Source organism: Micromonospora sp. NPDC049366, assembly GCF_044466625.1.
Classification (GTDB): Bacteria; Actinomycetota; Actinomycetes; order Mycobacteriales; family Micromonosporaceae; genus Micromonospora.
Map to the genome: position 1 here is coordinate 1 of NZ_JBITMV010000015.1, position 23325 is coordinate 23325.

Genomic DNA, 23325 nt, shown 5'->3' on the forward strand with positions numbered 1-23325 from the left:
ACACCCCCAGCATCGACCTCGACCACGGCCTGGCCGAGACCGTCGCCTGGTACCGCGACAACCGGACCTGGTGGGAGCCCCTCAAGCCCAACGCGACCGCATGACGCGGCTGCTCGTCACCGGCGCCGCCGGCATGCTCGGGCGTGACCTGCTCGACGTGCTCGGCGGACGGCCCGACCTGAAGGTGACCGCGGCCACCCGCGCCGACCTCGACATCACCGACGCCACCGCCGTCCAGGCCGCCGTGGCGGGACACGACGTGGTGATCAACTGCGCGGCGTGGACCGACGTCGACGGCGCCGAGACCCACGAGGACGCCGCCACCGCCGTCAACGGACACGCCGTGGCGCACCTCGCCCGGGCCTGCGCCGACACCGGCGCCCGGCTCATCCAGGTCTCCACCGACTACGTCTTCCCCGGCGACGCCGACCACCCGTACCCGGAGGAGGCGCCGACCGCGCCGATCAACGCGTACGGCCGCGGCAAGCTCGTCGGCGAGCAGGCCGTCACCCGGCTGCTCCCCGACACCGGCTACGTCGTCCGTACCGCATGGCTCTACGGCGCGCACGGGCCGAACTTCGTCGCGACCATGCTCCGGCTCGCCGAGCAGCGTGATCACCTCGACGTCGTCGACGACCAGCAGGGGCAGCCCACCTGGTCGTACGCCCTGGCCACCCGCCTGGTCGAGCTCGCCGACGCGGCTCTCGCCGGCCGCGCCCCGGCCGGCGTCTACCACGGCACCTGCGCCGGCCGCACCACCTGGTACGGCCTGGCCCGCGCGGCCTTCGCGCTGCGCGGTCTCGACCCGGACCGGATCCGACCCACGACCAGTGACCGGTTTCCGCGTCCCGCACCACGACCGGCGTACAGTGTGCTAGGGCACCACCGTTGGACCGCTGCGGGCCTGACACCGTTGCCGGACTGGCACGACACCCTCCGTGCCGCGTTCGCATCCTCCGCTCCCCCGTGGAAGGTCTCATGAAGCTCACCCTCGTCACCGGTCTGACCGGTCTGATACTGCTCGGCACGATCATCGAGCTGCTGCGTCGCCGGCAGCTCCGCGAGAAGTACGGCATGCTGTGGCTCGGCGTGCTGGTGATCGTCATCCCGCTGTCGCTGTTCCCCCGACTGCTCGACAGCGTCGCCGGCCTCCTGGGCGTCGCCTCCGGCGTCAGCCTCGTCCTCTTCCTCGGCATCGTCTTCCTGCTGCTGGTGTGCGTGCACCTGAGCTGGGAGGTCAGCGCCCTGGAGGAGGAGACCCGCACCCTCGCCGAAGACTTCGCCCTGCTCCGCGCCGAGATCGACGCCGAGCGTGCCGCCCGGAACGAACTGGTGTCTCACGATGGTTAACGGCAAGCGTGTCCTGATCATCATCCCGGCCCTCAACGAGTCGGGATCCATCGGCGACGTGGTCAACGAGGTCCGCGGCGAGCTGCCCGGCGTCACCGTGCTCGTGGTCGACGACGGCTCCAGCGACCGCACCGCCGACGTCGCGGCCGCCGCCGGAGCCCGGGTCGCCAAGCTGCCCTACAACCTCGGCGTGGGCGGCGCCATGCGGCTCGGCTACCGGTACGCCTGGGAGCACGACTTCGACGTCGCCATCCAGATCGACGCCGACGGTCAGCACGACCCCCGCTACGTGCCCAAGCTCGTCGACCTGCTCGACGACAACGACCTGGTGATCGGCGCCCGGTTCGCCGGCGAGGGTGACTACAGCGTCCGCGGCCCCCGCCGCTGGGCCATGGTGATGCTCTCCGCGGTGCTCTCCCGGGTCGCCCGCACCAAGCTCACCGACACCACCTCCGGCTTCCGGGCCGCCAACCGCCGCGTCATCGAGATGTTCGCCCGGTGGTACCCGGTGGAGTACCTCGGCGACACGGTCGAGACCCTCGTGCACACCGCCCGCCGCGGCTACCGGATCCGGCAGGTCCCGGTCGCGATGCGTAAGCGCATGGCCGGCACGCCGAGCCACTCCCCTGCCAAGGCGATGATCTACCTGGGCCGGGCCTTCGCCGTCCTCACCCTCGCGCTCATCCGCCGGTGATCCGCCGTCTGCTGAACCTGGTCCCGCCCGGCACCATCGCCATCGGTGCCGGGCTGGGCCTGCTCGGGCTCGCCTCCTACGTCCACCTCGCGGTGGCCGGGCACAGCCTCGACAAGGCCGACTACTCGTCGCTCTCCGTGCTCTGGTCGATCGTCTTCACCCTCGGCATCGGCGTGTTCATGCCGGTCGAGCAGGAGGTCGCCCGGATCGTGGCCGGTCGGCGCACCCAGGGGCTACCGCCGGGTCCCGTGCTCGCCCGCGGCGCCGCCGTCGCCGCCGGGGTCCTCGTCGTCATGGTGGTCATCGTCCTCGCCGGCTACCGGGTCCTGGCCGACCGGCTCTTCGACGGCGACGGCGCGATGGTCTGGGTGCTCGTCGGGTCCCTCGCCGCCATGGCCGTCGCCTACACCACCCGCGGCGTCCTCTCCGGCCTCCAACTCTTCCCCTGGTACGGCGGCCAGCTCGGCGTCGACGGCGGACTGCGCATCGCGTTCGTCGCCCTCCTCGGCCTGGCCGGTGTCACCGAACCCGTCTGGTACGGCGCCGTGCTCGTCGCCGCGCCCCTGATCGGCGTCCTGGCGACCCTGCCGCCGGTGCTCCGCGCGATCGGCGGCGGCCTGCCCGTCGCCTGGCCGGCCCTGCTGCGCGGGCTGGGCCTGCTCACCGCCTCCAGCCTGCTCTCCCAGGTCGTCGTGAACGTCGGCGTGATCAACGCGCGGGTCCTCGCCCCGTCGGACGTGGCCACCGCCGGCGCGCTGCTCTCCGCGCTCGTCCTGGTCCGGATCCCGCTGTTCGTGTTCGCCTCGCTCCAGGCGTCGCTGCTGCCCGGGCTCGCCACCTCCGCCACCACCGGCAACCACGCCGCCTTCCACGGCCTGCTGCGCCGGGCCCTGGGTGTGGTCAGCGCCCTCGGTCTGCTCGGCGCGGTCGGCGCCGTCCTGCTCGGCCCCTGGCTCGTCGGCGCGCTCTTCGACGCGCCCGGCGTGCTCGACCGCGGCGACTTCGCCTGGCTCTCCGTCGCCACCCTCGCCTACTTGTGGGCGATGGTGCTCGGCCAGGCCCTGCTCGCGCTCGACCGGCACCGCGCCCAGGCCGTCGCGTGGACCCTCGGCGTGGCCGCGCTGGTCATCGCCACCCTCGCCCCGCTCTCCGTCGCGCTGCGGGTGGAGCTCGGCTACACCGTCGGCTCCGTCGTGGTCGCCGCCGTCATGGCCCTGTTCCTGCGCGGCGCCACCCGCACCACGCCCCCCGCCGCGCCGGCCCCCGCGGCCGCCACGACCCCCGTATCCGGAGGCGTCCGATGAACCGACCCCAGGTCAGCGCGGTGATGCTCGCGTACGGCGCCGAGCCGTACCTGGTCGACGCCGCCCGAGCCGTCCTGGACAGCACCGACGTCGACATCGAGCTGATCGTCGTCGACAACGGCTGCACCAGCGACAGCATCGACGTCGTCAAGGGCCTCGACGGCGTACGGGTCGTGCGGCCCGAGGAGAACACCGGCTACTCCGGCGGCTGCCGCGTCGGCGCCGCCGAGGCCGGCGGCGAATGGCTCGCCTTCGTCAACTCGGACGCCATCGTCGCGCCGGACGCGCTCGCGAAGACCGTCGAGGTGGCCGCCGAGCCGGGCGTCGGGGCCGCGATGGCCTCCATCCGGCTCGCCGACACCCCCGAGCTCATCAACACCTCCGGCAACCCGCTGCACTTCACCGGCCTGTCCTGGGCCGGCGGCAACGGTGAACCGGCGACCGCGCACGCCCGACGCACCACCGTCCCGTCGCTGAGCGGATGCTGCTTCGTCATCAGCCGCCGACGCTGGCAGGAGCTCGACGGTTTCGCCGCCGAGTACTTCGCCTACCACGAGGACACCGAGCTGAGCCTGCGGCTCTGGCAGCGCGGGCTGCGCCTGGAGTACGTCCCCGACGCCGTCGTCCGGCACCACTACGAGTTCTCCCGCAACGACCTGAAGCTCTACCTCGTCGAACGGAACCGGCTGGTCACCCTGCTCACCGCGTACGAGACGCGCACCCTCGTCGTCCTCGCGCCGGTCCTGCTGCTGACCGAGGCCGCCATGGTCGCGGCGGCGCTCGCCGGCGGCTGGCCGAAGCAGAAGGTGCGCGGCTGGGGCTGGATCTGGCGCAACCGGGCCTGGCTGCGCAGCCGCCGGCGCCAGTTGCAGGCCGAGCGCACCGTCCCCGACGGTGTCGTCGCCGAGCTGATGACCGCCCGGGTCGCCCCGTCGAACGTCGACGCGCCGCCCGGCATGGGCGTGTTCAACGCGATCGCCGCCGCCTACTGGGCCCTGGCCAAGCCGCTGCTGCGCCGCCGCTGACGGCGCCCGGGTAGCCACGGCGCTCGGGGAAGCCAACGCCGGGCCGTCGCGCTGCCCCACGAACGCGACGGCCGGGGCCTGGTGTCACCACCGGGCCCCGGCCGAGCGCCACAGCCACCTACTGCTCGGGCGTGTTCCCCGGCTTGTCCTCGAGGTCGGCCGAGCCCGCCGAGGTGGTGGGCTTCTGCGCCTCCTCCGTCGGCGTCGCCGGCGTCTCCGGGGTGGCCGCGGCGGACTCCGCCTTCGCGCCGTCCCCGTCGAGCAGCGCGGTCAACGCCGCGCCGGTGATCCGGCGGAACGTCCGACCGACCCGACGGCGGTCGAGGACCGCCACCTCCAGCTGGTTGGCGGCGATGGTGCGGGCGGCGCCGCCCTCCCCGCCGACGCTGCCCAGCGCCCGTACGGCCACCTTCACCGCCTCGGCCAGCGTCATGTCCGCCCGGTGCTCCGACTTGAGCACGCCGGTGATCGCCTCGGCCTGACCGCCCATGGCCATCCGGCCCGGCTCGTCGTTCACCGAGCCGTCGTACGTGAGCCGGTAGAGCTCGTCGGCGTCGGCCGTCGCACCGACCTCGGCCACGCAGATCTCCACCTCGAACGGCTTCGACTGCTCCGTGAAGATGGCGCCCAGGGTCTGCGCGAACGCGTTCGCGAGCGCCCGACCGGTCACATCCCGCCGGTCGTAGCTCAACCCGTTCAGGTCGGCCATCCGGACGCCGGCCCGGCGCAGGTTTTCGAACTCGTTGTAGCGGCCGACGGCGGCGAAGCCGATCCGGTCGTAGATCTCACTGACCTTGTGCAGGGCGCTGGAGAGGTTCTCGGCGACGAAGAGCACCCCGTCGGCGTAGCTCAGGACCACCGCGCTGCGCCCCCGGGCGATGCCCTTGCGGGCCAGCTCGGAGCGGTCGCGCATGATCTGCTCGGGCGAGGCGTAGAACTGCATAGCCACGGCGGCTGGTTCTCCTTAGCGCTGTGCGGACGACTGCTGACTGTGGACGGCTCAGCCGCCCGGGTTCTCCATGCGGCCGGAGACCACGCTCTCGGCGATCGCCGCGGTCTCGGCGTCGCTGAGCCGGTGGGTGCCCTCCGCGGTCGCCGTCATCACGACCGGGTAGATGCGGCGGGTCAGGTCGGGCCCGCCGGTGGCCGTGTCGTCGTCAGCGGCGTCGTAGAGGGCCTCGACCGCGAGCCGGACCGCGTCGTCGAGCGACAGCCCCGCCCGGAACCGCTTCTTGAGCGCCGACTTCGCGAAGAGCGAACCGGAGCCGATGGCGTCGTAGCCGGTCTCCTCGTAGGGGCCGCCCGTGACGTCGAAGCTGAAGATCCGGCCGGCCCGGGCCGGGTCGTTCGCCGCGAGGTCGAACCCGGCGAAGAGGGGGATGACCGCGAGACCCTGCATCGCCGCGCCCAGGTTGCCCCGGATCATCGCGGCGAGCCGGTTGGCCTTGCCGTCGAGCGAGAGCATCGCGCCCTCGATCTTCTCGTAGTGCTCCAGCTCCACCTGGAACAGTCGCATCAGCTCGATGCCGATGCCGGCGGTGCCCGCGATGCCGACCAGCGAATAGGCGTCGGCCGGGTGCACCTTCTCGATGTCGCGCTGCGCGATCAGGTTGCCCATGGTGGCCCGCCGGTCGCCCGCCATCACCACACCGCCCGCGGCGGAGATGGCCACGATGGTCGTGGCGTGCGGCGCCAGGTCGGCGGCCATGCCCGGCGGCAGCGGCCGACGGCCGGGCAGCATCTCGGGGGCCACCTTGCTCAGGAACGAGGTGAAGGAGGACGTCCCCGCGTTGGTGAACACATCTGGTAGACGCCCGGATGGATCAAAACCCGCTGCCACGTGGTTCCTCTCAGATACGTGATCGCCCTGGCCAGCCTCGCGGGACTGTCACGGAACCGGCCAAGACCACCGTTGCAGTTGAAGCAGAGTATCCCGCGCACCCATCCGGTGCGATGATCGTGGTCCACATGTTCCGGATCGGGGCCCCCGCAGACCACGCGGACCCCACCATGCTCGGCCGGGAGCGCATCGAAGCCCCACTGCCCGAGCGGTTACGCGGAAACCGATCGAGCGCTCGACCTCACCGCAGCCCGGACGACGGCGATGCCCTTCGGGCAGGCAACTCGTCGTGGTCGCGGCACCGGTGCGTGCCATCTCGATCATCCAAAGGCACGGGCGTGCCCGAACTGCCCCTCTATGTGCTACTGGCCCCCCTTTTGCACATAGCCCCGCACAAACTCTTCGGCGTTCTCCTCGAGGACGGAGTCGATCTCGTCGAGCAGGTCGTCGACGTCCTCGGTGATCTCGGCGTGCCGCTCGGCGACCTCCGGGTTCGCCTCGGTGGTGACGTCCTCGATCTCCTCGCCCTGGCGGGACTTGCCCGACTGCGACTGACCGCCGCTGTCACGAGTGGCCATGACTGCCTCCTCCACGATCTCCTGCGAGAAACTTACCTCGCGGGGGCGACGAAAGACCCCCCGCACGCCGTTGTCGGCGTGCGGGGAACGACCTTGGTGGGCGGTCAGCCTCCGGTCAGCACCTCGAGCAGGTCCTTGGCGCTCTCACAACGGTCGAACAGCGCCCCGACATGCTTGCGGGTGCCCCGCTCCGGCTCCATCATCGGCACCCGGACCAGCGACTCACGGCCCACGTCGAAGATGACCGAATCCCAGCTGGCGGCGACCACCTCGGAGGCGTACTGGGCGAGGCAACGGCCACGGAAGTAGGCCCGGGTGTCCTCCGGTGGCTCGGTCATCGCCGTGGCGGTCTGCTCGTCGGTGAGCAGCGTCTTCATGGCACCCCGGGAGACCAGACGGTGGTAGAGGCCCTTCTCCGGCCGGACGTCGGAGTATTGCAGGTCGACCAGTTGGAGCTTGTGCGAGCCCCAACCGAGCTGCTCCCGCTCCCGGTAGCCCTCCAACAGCCGCAGCTTGGCCACCCAGTCCAGCTCGTCGGCGCAGAGGAAGGCGTCGCGGCCGAGCCGGTCCAGGACGCTCTCCCAGCGGGCCAGCACGTCGGCGGTCTGATCGTCCACGTCGTTGCCGTAGCGGTCGTCGACAAAGGACCGGGCCCGTTCGAGGTACGCCCACTGCACGTCCAGCGCGGTGAGCCGGCGGCCGTCGCGCAGCCGCATGAGGTGGGTCAGGGACGGGTCGTGGCTGACCGCCCGCAGCTCGCTGACCGGGTCGGCGATCCCGAGGTCGGAACCGAGCGCCTTCTCCTCGATCATGGTGAGGATCAGCGCGGTGGTGCCCACCTTCAGGTAGGTGGAGATCTCGGAGAGGTTGGCGTCGCCGATGATGACGTGCAGGCGCCGGTACTTGTCGGCGTCGGCGTGCGGCTCGTCGCGGGTGTTGATGATCGGCCGCTTGAGGGTCGTCTCCAGGCCGACCTCGACCTCGAAGAAGTCGGCGCGCTGCGAGATCTGGAAGCCGTTCTGGCCGCCGTCCTGACCGATGCCGACCCGGCCGGCGCCGCAGACGATCTGCCGGGTGACGAAGAACGGGGTCAGGTAGGCGACGATGTCGGCGAACGGGGTCTGCCGCCGCATCAGGTAGTTCTCGTGGGCGCCGTAGCTGGCGCCCTTGTTGTCGGTGTTGTTCTTGTAGAGGTGGATCGGCTGGGTGCCGGGGATGGTGGCGGCCCGCCGCGAGGCCTCGGCCATCACCCGCTCACCGGCCTTGTCCCAGCGCACCACGTCCATCGGGTTGGTGACCTCGGGGGTGGAGTATTCCGGGTGCGCGTGGTCGACGTAGAGCCGGGCGCCGTTGGTGAGTATCACGTTGGCGAGCCCGAGGTCCTCGTCGGCCAGCGCCTCCGCCGGGTCGTACGCCGCGCCGGAGTAGGTGAAACCGCGCGCGTCGCGCAGCGGTGACTCCTCCTCGTAGTCCCAGCGGGCCCGGCCCCCGCGGTTGAGTTCCGGGCGCGCCCCGTAGGCGTTGACCACCTGCGATGAGGTGACCATCGGGTTGGCACCGGCCTGGCCGGGCACGGAGATGCCGTACTCGACCTCGGTGCCCATGATCCGCCGTACAGTCATACACCACTCGCTTCGCTCAGCCACGCGGCCGGCAGCCGCCGCACACCATCGAGACTAGTCTGCGCGGCGGGCCACCGGGCAGCGTGACCACGCGGGGAAACTCGGCCTACCGTGGTTTGGCGGGCTTGAGCGGCACGACGGTGAGCCCCTCGGCCAGGGAGGGGTCCTTCTTGAGCTCCGCGTCGATGGCGTTCTGCGCGGCCGGGTCGGCCACGATGAGGCGCAGCGGACGGGCGACGCGGCGCAGGATCTCCCCGGTGCGGGCGGGCTCCTCGTAGACCGGGAAGTAAATGCCGGTCTCGGTCTTTCCGCTGGTGCCCTGCAGGGCGGAGAGGAAGATCGACTCTCGGTAGCCGTGCAGGCCCTGCTTGTCCACCACGAGGGTGGTCGTGCCGGGGATCGCCGGGTAGTTGCGGAACGCGGCGGAGGTGACGGACGCCGGGCGGGACATCTTGCCCACGTCCCGCCGCGCCCAGTCCTTGGCCCAGGTGCCGTTGCTGCCGCTGCGGTGGAAGAAGCCGCCGGTCCAGCCGACCAGGCCGGTGCCGGCGAGCAGCGCGACCGTCACGAGGGCCGCCGTCGCGACCGCCGGGAGGCTCGCCGCCCAACCGCGGGCGTCCCGCGTCTCCGCCCGCGACGGCGGCACGGGGAGCAGGCTCAGCGGGGCGGCGACGCCGATGATCAGCAGCGCGAGGACCAGGTGGGCGGTCTTGCCGAAGTAGTAGGCCGGTTGCGTCCCGTTCAGGATGTTGGCCGCGGCGATGGCCGCCGCGAAGAGCGCGGCGATGGCGGCGACCAGCAGGAAGCGGCGCCAGACGCGCTCGGCGAGGTTGGCGCGGGCGAACACCGCGGCGAGCACGATCACGCCGAGGCCGAGCAGAGCGTTGTAGGTCTCCACCGGTGGCGTGCCGCCGGGCGCGGCCAGCGCCTCGCTCTGCCCGGCGACGAAGACGCCGAGCAGGGCCGTCAACGGCGCCAGCCCGGCGGTGAGCAGCGCGACGACCGCGACCGTGCCGGGGCGGGTGCGCAGCCGGCGGCGCTCGACCACGAGCCACCAGAGCACCATGGCTCCGGCGGGGAAGAGGAACAGGTAGTAGCTGAAGCCGATGCCGATCAGCAGCGCCCCGAGCAGGACGAGCTGTTCGCGGAAGCCGTCGACGGGCCGGACGACGAGGGCCGCCAGGACGACCGCGAGGCTGAGCCCGAACATCTCGCTGGGGTAGCCGGCGACCAGCAGCCGGGGCAGCTCGGTGCCGAGGACCAGGGCGGCGACCGCGACGACGAGCACGATCCGGCGCAGCGGGTGGAGCGGGCCGGCGACGTGCTGCGCGGCCCAGACCAGGGTGAGGATCAGCAGGCCGAGGCTGGCCAGGGTCCAGAACGCGTAGTGGTCGAAGAGGGCCTGCCCGTTGGTGGGGCCGGAGGTGTCGCGGAGGAAACCGTCCAGCAGCGCCACGTTGAGGTGCCAGCCCTGCGGGTAGTGGACGAGCTGGGTGAAGATCTCGCCCCGGGAGGCGGAGGTGTCGACGAACACGTAACCGCCGAGGCGCCCGATGGCGTCGATCAGGGCGGGGTGACGGCCGTTGTCCTCCCCGACCATCGCGAGGTTCAGCCGCTGGCCGAACCCGGAGGCCCGCAGGTAGGGCGTGGCGAGGTAGCCGATGGCGACGGCCGCGACGCCCGCGGAGAAGAGGTCGGACCAGCGGGGCATCGGCAGGGTGGGCATCCGCCGGTACGCCACGGCGAGCAGCGTCAGGACGGTGAACGCGAGCCCGGCGACGGGCACGGGGTCGAGGTGCCAGGGCCAGACGGTGAAGAGCAGACCGACGGCGCAGGTGAGCCCGCCCAGCAGGACGAGGGCCAGCAGGACCCGGTCGAGCAGGGTGCGGCCGCCGCGCAGCAGGCTCGCGGTGGCGAGCAGGACGAGTGGGGGCAGCAGCCAGGCCGCGTGGGCGAGGGACGCGGCGAGCGGGACGAGCCAGGCGGCGAGGAGGGCGGGCACGACGAAGCGGAGGCCCGGGCGGCGGCGTGCCGGCGGGGACGCCGGTGGGGTGGCGACCGGTCCGCGAGCCACCGGCCCGAGCGGCTCTGTTGGCTGATCGATGGCGGTGTCGACGCCCACGGTTGTCCCTTTTCTCGTGCTGACGGTCGCCGAAGTCTAGCGGGGAACCGTGGGGCCCTCGGTCCCCCACGGTGGCCGGGGGCGACGGTGCGCACGGCCGGTCGACGCGTGAAGCGGCGGCACCGGAAGGTTCCCGATGCCGCCGCTTCGCGGTCGTCCGGTCAGAGGTACTGGCCGGTGTTGCTGGCGGTCTCGATGGACCGGCCGGCCTCGGCGCCCTTGCCGCCGGAGACGAGCGTACGGATGTAGACGATCCGCTCGCCCTTCTTGCCGGAGATCCGGGCCCAGTCGTCCGGGTTGGTGGTGTTGGGCAGGTCCTCGTTCTCCCGGAACTCGTCGACGCAGGCGTCGAGCAGGTGCTGCAGGCGCAGCCCCTTACGGCCGGAGGTGAGGAACTCCTTGATGGCCATCTTCTTGCCCCGGTCGACGATGTTCTGGATCATCGCGCCGGAGTTGAAGTCCTTGAAGTAGAGGACTTCCTTGTCGCCGTTGGCGTAGGTGACCTCGAGGAAGCGGTTCTCCTCGGTCTCCGAGTACATCCGCAGCACGACCGCGTCGATCATGGCGGCGACGGTGGCCTGCGGGTCGCCGCCGTGCTCGGCCAGGTCGTCGGGGTGCAGCGGCAGGCCGGAGAGGATGTACTTGGAGAAGATGTCCTTGGCCGCCTCGGCGTCCGGACGCTCGATCTTGATCTTCACGTCGAGCCGGCCGGGGCGCAGGATGGCCGGATCGATCATGTCCTCCCGGTTGGAGGCGCCGATCACGATGACGTTCTCCAGCCCCTCGACGCCGTCGATCTCGCTGAGCAGCTGGGGGACGATCGTGTTCTCCACGTCCGAGGAGACACCGGACCCGCGGGTGCGGAAGACCGAGTCCATCTCGTCGAAGAACACGATCACCGGCGTGCCCTCGCCGGCCTTCTCCCGGGCGCGCTGGAAGATCAGCCGGATGTGCCGCTCGGTCTCGCCGACGTACTTGTTGAGCAGCTCGGGGCCCTTGATGTTGAGGAAGAAGCTGGTGTGCTTCTCCTCGCCCCGCCGCTCGGCGATCTTCTTCGCCAGCGAGTTGGCGACGGCCTTCGCGATCAGCGTCTTGCCGCAGCCGGGCGGGCCGTAGAGCAGGATGCCCTTCGGCGGACGGAGCTGGTGTTCGCGGAACAGGTCGGCGTGCAGGAAGGGCAGTTCCACGGCGTCGCGGATCTGCTCGATCTGCGCGTGGAGGCCACCGATGTCGGTGTAGTCGACGTCGGGCACCTCCTCCAGGACCAGCTCCTCGACCTCGCTCTTCGGGATCCGCTCGTAGGCGTAGGCCGAGCGGGGCTCGATCATGAGCGAGTCGCCGGCCCGGATCGCGCTGCCGATCAGGGTCTCGGCGAGGTGCACGATGCGCTCCTCGTCGGAGTGGGAGACCACCAGCGCCCGGTCACCCGACGCGCCGTCGGGCCCGGCCAGCACCTCCTTGAGCATGACCACCTCGCCGACCCGCTCGTAGCCGAAGGCGTCGACGATGTTGAGTGCGTCGTTGAGCAGGACCTCCTGCCCCCGCCGCAGCTCGCCGACGTCGAGCGACGGCGACACGGCGACCCGCAGCTTGCGGCCACCGGTGAAGACGTCGACAGTGCCGTCGTCGTGCCGGGCGAGGAAGACGCCGTAGCCACTCGGTGGCTGGGCGAGGCGGTCGATCTCCTCCTTGAGCGTCACGATCTGCGCGCGAGCCTCCTTGAGGGTGCTCACGAGCCGGTCGTTGTTCTCGGTCAGCCGCGCCAACTGCGCCTGGGTGGCTGCCAGCCGCTCTTCGAGCTGCCGGACGTGTCGGGGGCTTTCGGTCAACTTGCGCCGCACCAGAGCGAGTTCCTCTTGCAGGAACGCGACCTGCGTGGAGAGATCGTGGGCCTCCTTCTCCCACCGTGCGGCGCGCGAGTCCGCGTCGTCGCTGCGTGCCACGTCCCACCTCCCCGGGGGGCTTGAACGTTCTGCCCTAACACTAGCCGCTATGAGCGCGATTCGGTCCCACGCAACGCCCTCGTCACCGAACCTTGATCGCCAAGGGTGGCTCGCGGGACCGGTCTGGGCGTTCGGGTACCGTCGGGGCGTGGGACGGGAGAACATGGGGGGTGCTCCGGTGGCGGAGGTCGCGACGGACCAGCTCGAGGTCTGGGTCGACCAGGACCTGTGCACGGGCGACGGGCTCTGCGTGCAGTACGCCCCGGAGGTCTTCGAGTTCGACATCGACGGTCTGGCCTACGTCAAGGGCACCGACGGTGAGCTGCGGTTGGCCCCGGGCAGCCGGGTCGACGTGCCCGCCCACCTGCGGCTCGAGGTGATCGACTCCGCGAAGGAGTGCCCGGGCGAGTGCATCCACGTGGTGCGCGCCGACGACGGCCGCGAGGTGGCCGGCCCGGCCGCCGAGGACGCCTGACGCCGACCGCACCACCACGACCGCCGGGCAGACGACACCACCGCACGCCCGGGTCGGGCGGCCGCTCGACTGAGCCGGGTCGGGCCGCCGGGCCACGGAATCGACCCGGCCGGCCCGCGGATCCGGCCGGTACGACTCAGAGCACCGGACGGCCGACGACCGAGGCGACCAGCCGGGCGAACTCCTCCAGCCGCGCGATCTGCCCGGCGCCCCCGTCGTCGAGCGTCTTGCCGAAGCGCAGCGCGTCGTGCCGGGGCGCGCCCGCCGCCTCCTCCGGCGGCGGCGCCTCGTCCAGCGAGGTGAGCAGCAGGTAGACGTCGATGCTGTCGACCCGGATCGCGCCGCTGTCGCTGCGGGTGAGCCGGCGACGGCAGCCGACCTCGGTGACCGTGGAGACCGGCACGACCCGCAGCGACGAGGTCATCGCGCCGGGCGGCCCCTCCCCCGGCGGCACGTCCTCCCCGTGCCAGAGGATCAGCCGGCTGCCGTCGCAGACCACGACCTCCTGCCACACCCCGTTGACCTCGTTGACGAACCGTTCCAGGGTGAAGCCGAGCACGGACGCGCCCCGCAGCACCCCGCCGAGCGCCTCCAGGGCGACGTCCGGGTCCCGCAGGTAGGCCCGCGCGGCCGACTCGAGGTCCTGGTACGGCGACCAGTCCGGGAAGACCGCGGGCAGGTCGCCTCCGCCGTAGCCCGGGCTGCTCATGCCGTCGGTTCCTCCCGCTCGACGTCGTGCGTCTGGTCCGCGCCGCCGGTGCGTGCGCTCATGCCGGGCCGCCCGTTGCCGTCACGGCGTGTCCGTCTCCGTCGGCTCGGCCGGCGCCGCGGCGGCCTGCGCGGCCGCGGCCTGGCGGGCCTCCGCCTCGCGCAGCACCTGGCGACGCTGCACGTACGCCTCGGTGCCCTTGCTGGGCTTACGCCGCCGCGGCGGGGCGGTGACCCCGGGGGCGAGCTTGCGGGCCGAGACGAGGAACGCGGTGTGCGCGATCATCCGGTGGTCCGGGCGGACGGCGAGGCCCTCGGCGTGCCAGTCGCGCACCAGCGACTCCCAGGCGCGCGGCTCGGTCCAGCCGCCCCGCTCGCGCAGCGCCTCGACCAGTTCGGACAGCTGGGGGGTGGTGGCGACGTAGCCGATGAACACACCGCCGGGCACCAGCGCCCGCTCGACCATGTCGAGGTTCTCCCACGGGGTGAGCATGTCGAGGATGATCCGGTCGAACCCGGTCTCCGTGCACTGGCCCACGTCGCCGACGTGCAGGTGCCAGGCCGGGTGGGGCCCGTTGAAGAAGGCCTCGACGTTGCGCTTGGCGATGTGCGCGAAGTCCTCGCGCAGCTCGTACGAGTGCAGTTCCCCCTCGGTGCCGACGGCGCGCAGCAGCGAGCAGCTCAGCGCGCCGGAGCCGGCGCCGGCCTCGAGGACCTTCGCGCCGGGGAAGATGTCACCCATGGCGACGATCTGCGCGGAGTCCTTCGGGTAGATCACCTGCGCGCCGCGCGGCATGGAGAGCACGTAGTCGGAGAGCAGCGGCCGCAGCGCGAGGAACGCGGTGCCGCCCCCGGTGGTGGTGACGACGCTGCCGTCGGGCTGGCCGATCAGCGCGTCGTGCTCCAGGATGCCGCGGTGGGTGTGGAACGCCTTGCCGGGCTCCAGGGTGACCGTGTGCATGCGCCCCTTCGGGTCGGTCAGCTGCACCCGGTCGCCGACGCGGAACGGGCCCCGGTGCACCGGTGTCAGACCGGGTCGATCGGAGGGGGCGGCGTCGGCCGGCACGGCGTTGGGAGTTGCGGTCACGTGTTCATCTTCCGGTCGGGTTCGAGGAGCTGGGCGAGATCCGCTATGTGCAGAACGCCGACGACATCTTCGCCTGCCGTCACGACGTACTGCGCGCCCGGGTGGGTCTGCACGCTGTCCATGACCCGCTCCCCGTCCAGCTCCACCGGCAGGGTCGGCAGGGCGGTCAGGGGCCGGGACACCGCGTCGACCGGCAGCCAGGGCCGACGCTCGGCGGGCACCGCGGCCGCGGCGGTCGGGTCGACCAGCGCGACCGGTCGGCCGGCGCCGTCGGTGACGAGCAGCGCCGCGCCGGGTGGGCCGTCCTCGGCGCCGCGGCGCTGCGCCTCGGCGAGGGGGATGCCGGTCGGCACCGGCCAGACCGGTCGGGCCAGCCGGGTCAGGTCGATCAGCGGGAAGCGGCGGCTGATCCGGGCGTACCGGATCGACTGGCCGGCGCCGCGCCACAGGGTGAACGCGACCAGCAGCATCAGCGGCAGCGCGGGAAGGGCCAGCCGGTGGGTGAGGGTGAGCGCGGCGACCAGCAGGGTGGTGCCGACGGCGACGGCCCGGCCGACCCAGCCGGCGACCTCGGTGCCGCGGTGCCGGTCCCGGGTCAGCGCCCAGACGGCGGCGCGCAGCGCCCGGCCCCCGTCCAGCGGGAGCCCGGGCAGGATGTTGAACACCGCGACGATGACGTTGCTGACCGCGAGCTGGAAGGCGAGCTGGTTGGCGACGGTGCCGTCGGGCAGGGCCAGGGTCGCGGCGACCGCGAGGACGCCCAGCACCGCCGACACCGCCGGCCCGGCCAGCGACACGAGCAGGTCGACGCGGGGTGACGGCGCGTCGCGGTCCATCTCGGTGTAGCCGCCGAGCAGCTCCAGGGTGATCCCGCGCACACCGATGCCGAACCGGCGGGCGGTCAGGGCGTGGCCGAGCTCGTGCAGCAGCACCGACCCGAGCAGGGACACCACGAACCCGACGCCGATGACGTAGCCGCTGAGCTGCGACAGGGCGAGCTGGTTGCGGGCGAACTCGGCGTAGAGCACGGTCACCAGCACGGTGAGCAGGAGCATCGACGCGTTCAGGTGCAGCGGTACGCCGAACACCCGACCGATGGTCAGGGCGGGTCTGCGGCCGGGCCGGCGTTTCGGCCGGGACGTCTGCTCCATCGGGTCGATGCTACGGACTGATCGTCATGCGGCGCGCGGGCGGCGGGCGCCGATGCTGTCACAGGGGTCGCCTAGTGTTCCGGACATGACGGCGGAACCGGTGACGACCCAGCAGCCCGCGGCCCCGGCGGACGGGCCGCCGGCGGTCCCGCCGACGGTGCGGGCGTCGCTCTCGCCGTCGCGGGCGGCGGATTTCAAGACCTGCCCGCTGCTCTACCGGTTCCGCAGCATCGACCGGCTGCCCGAGCGCCCCACGGTCGAGCAGGCCCGGGGCACGCTGGTGCACGCCGTGCTGGAGCGGCTGTTCGATCTGCCGGCCGACGGGCGCACCCCGTCGGCGGCCGGTGACCTCGTCGCCCCGCAGTGGGACCGGCTGGTCACCGAGCAACCGGAGCTGGCCGGGATCTTCCCCGACGGCGATCCGGCCGGCGCGGCCGAGTTCCTCCGCTCCGCCGCGGCGCTGCTGGAGGGCTACTTCACGGTGGAGGATCCGCGCCGGTTGGAGCCGGCCGAGCGGGAGAGCCTGATCTCCGCGGTGGTCGACGACGAGCTGCTCATCCGGGGCTACCTCGACCGTCTCGACGTGGCGCCGGACGGCGCGCTGCGCGTCGTCGACTACAAGACCGGCGGCGCGCCGCGTGAGGCGTTCGAGGCGCGGGCGCTGTTCCAGCTGAAGTTCTACGCGCTGGTGCTGTGGCGCACCCGCGGGGTGGTGCCCCGGGTGCTGCGGCTGCTCTACCTGCGCGACGCCGAGGTCCTCGACTACGCCCCCGACGCCGACGAGCTGCTGCGCTTCGAACGGACGGTCGTGGCCTTGTGGCGGGCGATCGAGCAGGCCACGGAGCGGCAGGATTTCCGGCCCCGGCCGAGTCGTCTCTGCGACTGGTGCAGCCACCAGGCGCTGTGCCCGAGCTTCGGGGGCACCCCGCCGCCGTTCCCGGTCGGTGTCACCGGCGCCGACCCGCTGCGTGATGCCCGCACCCGGCCGGCCGCGCCCGGCGCCGACGAGTAACCCTCCTCCTCGGGGAGGAGACCGGGCTCCCCCTCGGCGACGATCATCACAGGGCGCCACGGCGACTAGCGTCGCGGTATGACCGAGGGCCCGATCGGGGTGCTGCGCCGGCACCCGCTGGCCGCCGACGCGTTGCTCGCCGCCGGCCTGGTGGCTCTGGAGCTGGTGTTCGTCCTGCTCACCCCGCGTGAACTGTGGCCGCGTGGGTTGCCGGCGATGCTGGGGTGGAGCGCGCTCAGCGCGCTGCCGGTGGCGCTGCGCCGGGTGGCGCCCTGGCCGGCGGTCGGCGTGGCGGTGGCGACGTTGGCGGTGCCGGTGCTGACGGGCACCGGCACGACGGCGCAGGGGCTGGCGTTCGCCGTCCTGACGTACACGGTCGCGGCACGCCGGCCGGCCCGGTCGGCGGCGCTGGCCGCGGCGCTGCTCTGGCTGCCGGTCGTGGTGGCCAGCCTGCTCGCCCCGCCGGACGGGGCGGTCGCGGTCGCCCCCGGCTACCTGGTGCTGAACAACCTGCTGGTCGGCCTCCTGTCGTACGCGGTGGGCCGGATCGCGCACGCCCGGCGGGCGGCCACCCGGGCGCTGCGGGAGCGGGCCCGGGTGGCGGAGGAGCGGCAGCGCGCGCTGGCCGCGCAGGCGGTCGCGGACGAGCGTCGCCGCATCGCCCGGGAGCTGCACGACGTGGTGGCGCACCACGTGAGCGTGATGGGGGTGCTGGCCACCGGGGCACGTCGGGTGCTGCGTCGTGACCCGGACGCCGCGGAGGAGGTGATCGGCACCGTCGAGGAGACCGGCCGGGCGGCGCTGCGGGAGCTGCGCCGGCTGCTGGACGTGCTGCGTACCGACACCGAGCCGGTCGACGACCTCGCGCCGCAGCCGGGGCTCGCCGGCATCGACGCCCTGACCGAGCAGGTACGCGAGGCGGGTCTGCCGGTGACGCTGCACGTCGAGGGCACCCCCGGCGTGCTGGAGGAGGGCGTGGCGCTCGCGGTCTACCGGATCGTGCAGGAGGCGCTGACCAACGCGCTCAAGCACGCGGGGACGGCGACGGCCGAGGTGCGGCTGACGCACGGGCCGACGGCGCTGGAGGTGGAGGTGACCGACACCGGGCGGGGGCCACGGCCGGACGGGGAGCGGGTGGGCCACGGCCTGGTGGGCATGCGGGAGCGGGTCGCGCTCTACGGTGGTGTCCTGCGGACCGGCGCGCGGGCCGGCGGCGGCTTCCGGGTGTACGCGAGGATCCCGGTGGAGGTGCAGCCGGGGCCGGTCCCGGCGGGACCGGTGGAACGGGGGACGAGATGACCGATCGGGCGGCGCGGCCGGTGCGCATCCTGCTCGCCGACGACCAGCCGCTGCTGCGCACCGGTTTCCGGATGGTCCTCGGCGCGGAGGAGGACCTGGACATCGTGGCGGAGGCCGGTGATGGGGTGGAGGCGGTGGAGCTGTCCCGCCGACTGCTGCCCGACGTGGTGCTCATGGACATCCGGATGCCACGGATGGACGGGGTGGCGGCGACGCGGGCGATCGTCGACGCCCGGCTGCCGGTGCGGGTGCTGATCCTGACCACCTTCGACCTCGACGAGTACGTGGTGGGGGCGCTGCGGGCCGGGGCGAGCGGGTTCCTGGCGAAGGACGTGCCGGCGGAGGACCTGGTGACCGCGATCCGGACCGTCGCCGCCGGGGAGGCGGTGGTGGCCCCGCGCATCCTGAAGCGCCTGCTGGACCGCTTCGCCGACGTGCTGCCCGACCCGTCGGCGGCACCGCCGAGATCGCTCGGTGTGCTCACCGAGCGGGAGCGGGAGGTGCTGGTGCAGGTGGCCCGTGGGCTGTCCAACGCGGAGATCGCCGCCGCCCTGTCGGTGAGTGAGACCACCATCAAGACCCACGTCGGGCATGTGCTCACCAAGCTCGGGCTGCGCGACCGGGTGCAGGCGGTCGTGCTCGCGTACGAGACGGGTCTGGTCCGCCCCGGGGCGTAGCGGGCCGGCTCGGCTAGCGCCCCGGGCGTACGCGCGAATCCCTCCCTGGTCCGACGGCGCTGTTGCCGTCGTCACCTACCGTGACCGCAAACGGTCTGGCGCGGTTGACCCTCACGTGGCGTCAGCTCCTAGCGTCGGGCACGGGGTGTCTGTCCGGCGGCCGGAGGTCGGTCGACGGGGCATGGGTCAGGGTCAACCCTGAGCCGGGATGGGGGGCACCCGCAGCGCGGAAATCCGCGCCGGTTCCACCCGAAGTCGGAGGGAACCGGGCCGGGGAGCACAGACGATGGGTGAGGTCGCGCCGGACCAGCGGGGGCGGTGCGGAATCGGACAGACGAAAAGGGAGACGACGTGACCGCGACGGTAGGCCAGCAGGCGCAGGCCGCGGCCCGGGCGAGCGACGTGTGGAAGGTGTACGGCAGCGGCGAGGCGCAGGTCGTCGCGCTGCGGGGGGTGACCGCGGAGTTCGAGCGGGGCCGGTTCACCGCGATCATGGGCCCGTCCGGGTCCGGCAAGTCGACGCTCATGCACTGCCTGGCGGGTCTGGACACGGTGACGCGGGGGACGGTGTCGATCGGCGAGACCGCGGTCACCGGTCTCGGCGACGCCGGGTTGACCAAGCTGCGCCGGGACAAGGTGGGCTTCATCTTCCAGCAGTTCAACCTGCTGCCCACGTTGACGGCGAAGGAGAACATCCTGCTGCCCCTGTCGATCGCCGGGCGCAGGCCGGACCCGGCGTGGTACGACACGGTGATCGACACGGTCGGCCTGCGGGACCGGCTGGACCACCGGCCGGCGCAGCTCTCCGGCGGGCAGCAGCAGCGCGTCGCCTGCGCGCGGGCGCTGGTGTCCCGCCCCGAGGTGATCTTCGCCGATGAGCCGACCGGCAACCTGGACTCCCGCTCCGGTGCGGAGGTGCTCAACTTCCTGCGCAACTCGGTCCGGGAGCACGGCCAGACGATCGTCATGGTCACCCACGACCCGACCGCCGCAGCGTACGCCGACCGGGTGGTCTTCCTCGCCGACGGGCAGATCGTGTCGGAGCTGATCGAGCCGACGGCCGAGACGGTGCTGGACACGATGAAGAAGCTGGACGCCCCGGCCGAGGTGAACGGCTGATGTTCCGGGCGACCCTGAAGAGCCTGCTGGCCCGTAAGCTGCGGCTCGTCCTCTCCGGCCTGGCGGTCGTGCTGGGGGTCATGTTCGTCTCCGGCGCGTTCGTGCTCACCGACACGCTGGGCCGCTCGTTCGACGCGATCTTCGCCGACGCGTACGAGGGCGTGGACGTGAACGTCGCGGCCAAGCCGAAGATCGCGCTGTCGGAGATGGAGGGCGAGCAGACCGCGCCCCCGTTCGCGGCGGCCACGGTGGAGAAGGTCCGGGCGGTGCCCGGGGTGGCCGAGGCCACCGGTGTGGTCGCCGCCGACGGCGCGCGGCTGATCGGCAGCAACGGCAAGGCCGTCGCCTCGTTCGGTCCGCCGCAGCTGGGCGAGAACTGGACCGGCGAGTCGGAGCTGGTGCGGCTGCGCGAGGGGCGGGAGCCGCGCGCCGACAACGAGATCGTGATCAACAAGGGTTTGGCGACCGCCGGGAAGGTGACCCTCGGCGAGCGCGTGGGCGTGCTGACGCCGATGTCGCCGAAGCAGGACTTCACGATCGTCGGGATCTTCGGCTACAGCGGCGACCGGGACTCGATCGGCGGCGCCAACGAGATCATGTTCACCACGCCGGTGGCGCAGCGGCTGATGCTGGGCGAGCCGGAGACGTTCAACAGCGTGTCGGTGAAGGCCGCCGACGGGGTGTCGGACGAGTCGCTGCGGGACGCGGTGGCCGGGGCGGTGGGCGACGGGTTCGTGGTGAAGACCGGCGAGCAGCTCTCCACGGAGGCCGCCGCGGGCTTCAAGGAGGCGCTGTCCTTCTTCAACCGGATCCTGCTGGGCTTCGCCGCGGTCGCGCTGCTGGTCGGCACGTTCCTGATCCTCAACACCTTCTCGATCGTCGTGGCGCAGCGCACCCGTGAGCTGGCGCTGATGCGGTCGATCGGCGCCAGCCGCCGGCAGATCATCGGTTCGGTGGTGCTGGAGGCCATCGCGGTCGGCCTGATCGCCTCGGTGCTCGGCCTCGCCGCCGGCATCGGCATCGGCGCGCTGCTGGCGTGGCTGTTCGGCAAGTTCGCCGGCGGGCTCAGCCTGGCCGGTCTCGGCGTACCGGCCGCCGCGGTCATCGGCGCGTTCGCCGTCGGCCTGATCATCACGGTGGTGGCGGCGCTGCTGCCGGCGCTGCGGGCGTCGCGCATCCCGCCGATCGCGGCGATGCAGGACGTGGCCACCCCGGACCGACCGCTCACCAAGATCACGGTGGCCGGTGGGCTGGTCACCGCGGTCGGGGCGGTGCTGCTGTTCCTCGGCCTGAGCGGCAACGCCGGGGACAACACCCTCGTGACGATCCTGGCCGGGGTGCTGTTCGCCTTCATCGGGGTGGCGCTGCTGACCCCGCTGATCAGCAAGCCGGTGGTGAGCCTGCTCGGCGCGATCTTCGCCTGGTCGGTGCCGGGCAAGCTGGGCCGGCTGAACTCCGGGCGCAACCCGCGCCGGACGGCGATCACCGCGGCCGCGCTGATGGTCGGCATCGCCCTGGTCACCGGCGTGACGGTGATCCTCGACTCGGCGAAGGGCAGCATCGGCAAGCTCGCCCAGGACACCATCAAGGCGGAGCTGGTCATCTCCGGGGTGCAGAGCGGCCCGCGTCCGCCGAGCTTCGACCCGGCGGTGCTGCAGCGGGCGGCGGCCATCCCCGGCGTCCGCCTGGTCGACGGCGAGTACGGCGACATGGCCGTGGTCGGCGGGGAACGCACCTGGGTGGCGTCCAGCAGCAACGTGGCCGCGCTGCGGCAGATCTTCGGGGCGCGGCCGACGGCCGGCGACATCGACCGGCTCGCCCCGGACCAGATGCTGCTCAGCTCGGACACCGCGAAGGCCCGCGGCCTGTCGGTGGGCTCCGCCGTGCCGGTGCAGCTGTCCCGGGGTGACGCGCGGACCTACACGGTCAGCGGCATCTACGAGAGCACCCAGTTGACCAATCCGGTGGTGCTGCCGCCGGAGGCGGCGCGCGACTTCAGCATCCCGCAGCCGATCCAGGGCTTCATCCAGCTGGCCCCGGGCGCGTCCGTCGCGGCCGTGCAGCCGCAGGTGGAGTCGCTGCTCGCCGACTCCCCCGAGGTGTCGGTGGCCGACCGGGACGCGTTCATCGACCAGCAGACCGGGCAGCTCGACGGGCTGCTCAGAATGATCCAGATCCTGTTGGCGCTGGCCATCGTGATCGCGGTGCTCGGCATCATCAACACGCTGGCGCTGTCGGTGCTGGAACGCACCCGCGAGCTGGGTCTGCTGCGGGCGATCGGCCTGCGTCGGGCGCAGACCATGCGGATGATCACCGTGGAGGCGGTGGTGATCTCGGTGTTCGGCGCGCTGCTCGGCGTCGCCGTCGGCACCGGCCTCGGCGCCGCGGTGGTCGAGGCGCTCAAGGACGAGGGGATCACCGACCTGATCCTGCCCTGGTCGCAGATGGGGATCTTCCTCGGTCTCGCCGCGCTCGTCGGCGTCGTCGCGGCGGTCCTACCGGCGGTCCGGGCCGCCCGGATCAACGTCCTGGGCGCCATCGCCCACGACTGACCGACGAAGCGGTCACGAGGGGTCCCGCCGTCCGGCGGGACCCCTCGCCGCAGGTCAGCGGGCGGCCGCGCGCCGCTCCAGCAGCGCGGCGAGCAGCTCCAGGTCCGCCGCGGTGAGGCTCTCCAACTGGTGTACGCCCTCCGTGATCGGCAGCGGCACCTCGGCCGGTACGGCCAGCACGGCGGCACCGGCCGCGACGGCGCTCGCCACCCCGGTCGCCGAGTCCTCGATCGCCACGCACCGCTCGATCGGCACGCCCAGTAGCCGGGCGGCGGTCAGGTACGGCTCGGGGTGCGGCTTGCCCGCCTCCACCTCGTCGCCGCAGACCACCACGTCGAAGCTGTCCCGGCCCAGCGTGTCCAGGGCGACCTCCACCAGGGGTCGGCCGCTGGACGTGACCAGGGCGGTGGGGATGGCCGCGTCGCGTACCGCCCGCAGCAGCGCCAGCGCGCCGGGGCGCCAGCTCAGCCCGGTGCGGAACAGCTCCAGGATCCGGGCGTTGATCCAGGCCGCGCTCGCCGCCGGGTCCCGCTCCGGCTGGCCGAGGGCGTCGTGGAGGATCCGCATCGAGTCGGCCATGCTGGTCCCGATGATCGCCTTTCGGGTCTCCTCGGACAGCGCGCCGCCGTACCGGGCGGCCAACTCCCGCAGCGCCACCGCCCACAGCTTCTCGCTGTCGACGAGCGTGCCGTCCATGTCGAACAGCACCGCGGCGGGGTGACGGCGCTGCAACTGGTCCGCGAGTGTGGTGGCCTGCATGGGCGGAT

At 72.6% G+C, this 23325-nt stretch carries 22 protein-coding genes; 11 read left to right on the forward strand and 11 right to left on the reverse strand.

Annotated features, from left to right (window positions below):
- Window positions 1-100: 100 nt before the first annotated feature.
- From rfbD to ACIBTV_RS21090, 5 genes are read left to right on the forward strand one after another with little or no spacing between them, the layout of a single operon-like run.
- Entirely contained in the window at window positions 101-982 is an 882-nt protein-coding gene (gene rfbD / locus ACIBTV_RS21070; RefSeq protein ID WP_396707251.1) for a dTDP-4-dehydrorhamnose reductase, read from the forward strand.
- The gene (locus tag ACIBTV_RS21075; protein ID WP_396707253.1) at window positions 979-1350 is read left to right on the forward strand and encodes a DUF2304 domain-containing protein; all 372 of its coding nucleotides are present in this window, start codon (window positions 979-981) and stop codon (window positions 1348-1350) included. The genes rfbD and ACIBTV_RS21075 overlap by 4 nt, the downstream gene beginning before the upstream one ends.
- A complete protein-coding gene (locus tag ACIBTV_RS21080) occupies window positions 1343-2044 on the forward strand; it encodes a glycosyltransferase family 2 protein (RefSeq protein WP_396707255.1) in 702 nt (233 codons plus the stop codon). Before ACIBTV_RS21075 ends, ACIBTV_RS21080 begins: the two co-directional genes overlap by 8 nt.
- Window positions 2041-3348, forward strand: a complete 1308-nt coding sequence (locus ACIBTV_RS21085; RefSeq protein WP_396707257.1) for a polysaccharide biosynthesis protein — start codon at window positions 2041-2043, stop codon at window positions 3346-3348. The genes ACIBTV_RS21080 and ACIBTV_RS21085 overlap by 4 nt, the downstream gene beginning before the upstream one ends.
- Window positions 3345-4373, forward strand: coding sequence for a glycosyltransferase family 2 protein (locus ACIBTV_RS21090; protein ID WP_396707259.1), 1029 nt, complete (start codon window positions 3345-3347; stop codon window positions 4371-4373). The genes ACIBTV_RS21085 and ACIBTV_RS21090 overlap by 4 nt, the downstream gene beginning before the upstream one ends.
- A gap of 118 nt (window positions 4374-4491) precedes the next feature.
- Here the strand turns inward: ACIBTV_RS21090 and prcA are convergent, their stop codons facing one another.
- The 7 genes from prcA to arc form a co-directional block, all read right to left on the reverse strand.
- Window positions 4492-5322, reverse strand: a complete 831-nt coding sequence (gene prcA / locus ACIBTV_RS21095) for a proteasome subunit alpha (RefSeq protein WP_396707261.1) — start codon at window positions 5320-5322, stop codon at window positions 4492-4494.
- A gap of 51 nt (window positions 5323-5373) precedes the next feature.
- A complete protein-coding gene (prcB, locus tag ACIBTV_RS21100) occupies window positions 5374-6213 on the reverse strand; it encodes a proteasome subunit beta (protein ID WP_396707263.1) in 840 nt (279 codons plus the stop codon).
- Window positions 6132-6371 (reverse strand): endonuclease VII domain-containing protein, encoded by a 240-nt coding sequence (locus ACIBTV_RS21105; RefSeq protein WP_396707265.1) that lies wholly within the window; start codon window positions 6369-6371, stop codon window positions 6132-6134. The genes prcB and ACIBTV_RS21105 overlap by 82 nt, the downstream gene beginning before the upstream one ends.
- A 204-nt stretch (window positions 6372-6575) precedes the next feature.
- Window positions 6576-6791 carry a ubiquitin-like protein Pup gene (locus ACIBTV_RS21110; protein WP_067366797.1) on the reverse strand — a complete coding sequence of 72 codons (216 nt, stop codon included), beginning with the start codon at window positions 6789-6791 and terminating at the stop codon, window positions 6576-6578.
- Between the two features lie 104 nt (window positions 6792-6895).
- Window positions 6896-8413 carry a depupylase/deamidase Dop gene (dop, locus tag ACIBTV_RS21115; RefSeq protein ID WP_396707267.1) on the reverse strand — a complete coding sequence of 506 codons (1518 nt, stop codon included), beginning with the start codon at window positions 8411-8413 and terminating at the stop codon, window positions 6896-6898.
- Window positions 8414-8519: 106 nt separating this feature from the next.
- Complete coding sequence (locus ACIBTV_RS21120; RefSeq protein WP_396707269.1) at window positions 8520-10487, reverse strand: hypothetical protein; 1968 nt, start codon at window positions 10485-10487, stop codon at window positions 8520-8522.
- A 209-nt stretch (window positions 10488-10696) separates the two neighbouring features.
- Window positions 10697-12478, reverse strand: a complete 1782-nt coding sequence (arc, locus tag ACIBTV_RS21125; RefSeq protein WP_396707271.1) for a proteasome ATPase — start codon at window positions 12476-12478, stop codon at window positions 10697-10699.
- 178 nt (window positions 12479-12656) lie between these two features.
- Between arc and ACIBTV_RS21130 the strand changes: the two genes are divergently transcribed.
- A complete protein-coding gene (locus ACIBTV_RS21130) occupies window positions 12657-12953 on the forward strand; it encodes a ferredoxin (RefSeq protein ID WP_396707610.1) in 297 nt (98 codons plus the stop codon).
- A 136-nt stretch (window positions 12954-13089) separates the two neighbouring features.
- Here the strand turns inward: ACIBTV_RS21130 and ACIBTV_RS21135 are convergent, their stop codons facing one another.
- The 3 genes from ACIBTV_RS21135 to ACIBTV_RS21145 all read right to left on the reverse strand — a co-directional run bounded on the left by ACIBTV_RS21135 (window position 13090) and on the right by ACIBTV_RS21145 (window position 15803).
- A complete protein-coding gene (locus tag ACIBTV_RS21135; protein WP_396707273.1) occupies window positions 13090-13662 on the reverse strand; it encodes a hypothetical protein in 573 nt (190 codons plus the stop codon).
- A gap of 81 nt (window positions 13663-13743) precedes the next feature.
- On the reverse strand, window positions 13744-14748 hold the full coding sequence (locus ACIBTV_RS21140; RefSeq protein ID WP_396707275.1) for a tRNA (adenine-N1)-methyltransferase: 1005 nt from the start codon (window positions 14746-14748) through the stop codon (window positions 13744-13746).
- Entirely contained in the window at window positions 14745-15803 is a 1059-nt protein-coding gene (locus tag ACIBTV_RS21145; RefSeq protein WP_396707612.1) for a site-2 protease family protein, read from the reverse strand. Before ACIBTV_RS21145 ends, ACIBTV_RS21140 begins: the two co-directional genes overlap by 4 nt.
- 181 nt (window positions 15804-15984) lie before the next feature.
- On the opposite strand from ACIBTV_RS21145, the gene ACIBTV_RS21150 reads away from it, so the two are divergent.
- From ACIBTV_RS21150 to ACIBTV_RS21170, 5 genes are all read left to right on the forward strand, one after another.
- Window positions 15985-16911 (forward strand): RecB family exonuclease, encoded by a 927-nt coding sequence (locus tag ACIBTV_RS21150; RefSeq protein WP_396707277.1) that lies wholly within the window; start codon window positions 15985-15987, stop codon window positions 16909-16911.
- A gap of 78 nt (window positions 16912-16989) precedes the next feature.
- On the forward strand, window positions 16990-18210 hold the full coding sequence (locus ACIBTV_RS21155; protein ID WP_396707279.1) for a sensor histidine kinase: 1221 nt from the start codon (window positions 16990-16992) through the stop codon (window positions 18208-18210).
- Complete coding sequence (locus tag ACIBTV_RS21160; protein ID WP_396707281.1) at window positions 18207-18887, forward strand: response regulator; 681 nt, start codon at window positions 18207-18209, stop codon at window positions 18885-18887. The genes ACIBTV_RS21155 and ACIBTV_RS21160 overlap by 4 nt, the downstream gene beginning before the upstream one ends.
- A gap of 351 nt (window positions 18888-19238) precedes the next feature.
- The gene (locus ACIBTV_RS21165) at window positions 19239-20006 is read left to right on the forward strand and encodes an ABC transporter ATP-binding protein (protein ID WP_396707283.1); all 768 of its coding nucleotides are present in this window, start codon (window positions 19239-19241) and stop codon (window positions 20004-20006) included.
- Window positions 20006-22558, forward strand: coding sequence for an ABC transporter permease (locus tag ACIBTV_RS21170; protein WP_396707285.1), 2553 nt, complete (start codon window positions 20006-20008; stop codon window positions 22556-22558). Before ACIBTV_RS21165 ends, ACIBTV_RS21170 begins: the two co-directional genes overlap by 1 nt.
- Window positions 22559-22612: 54 nt before the next feature.
- Here the strand turns inward: ACIBTV_RS21170 and ACIBTV_RS21175 are convergent, their stop codons facing one another.
- Window positions 22613-23266, reverse strand: coding sequence for an HAD family hydrolase (locus ACIBTV_RS21175; protein ID WP_396707614.1), 654 nt, complete (start codon window positions 23264-23266; stop codon window positions 22613-22615).
- Window positions 23267-23325: the final 59 nt, after the last annotated feature.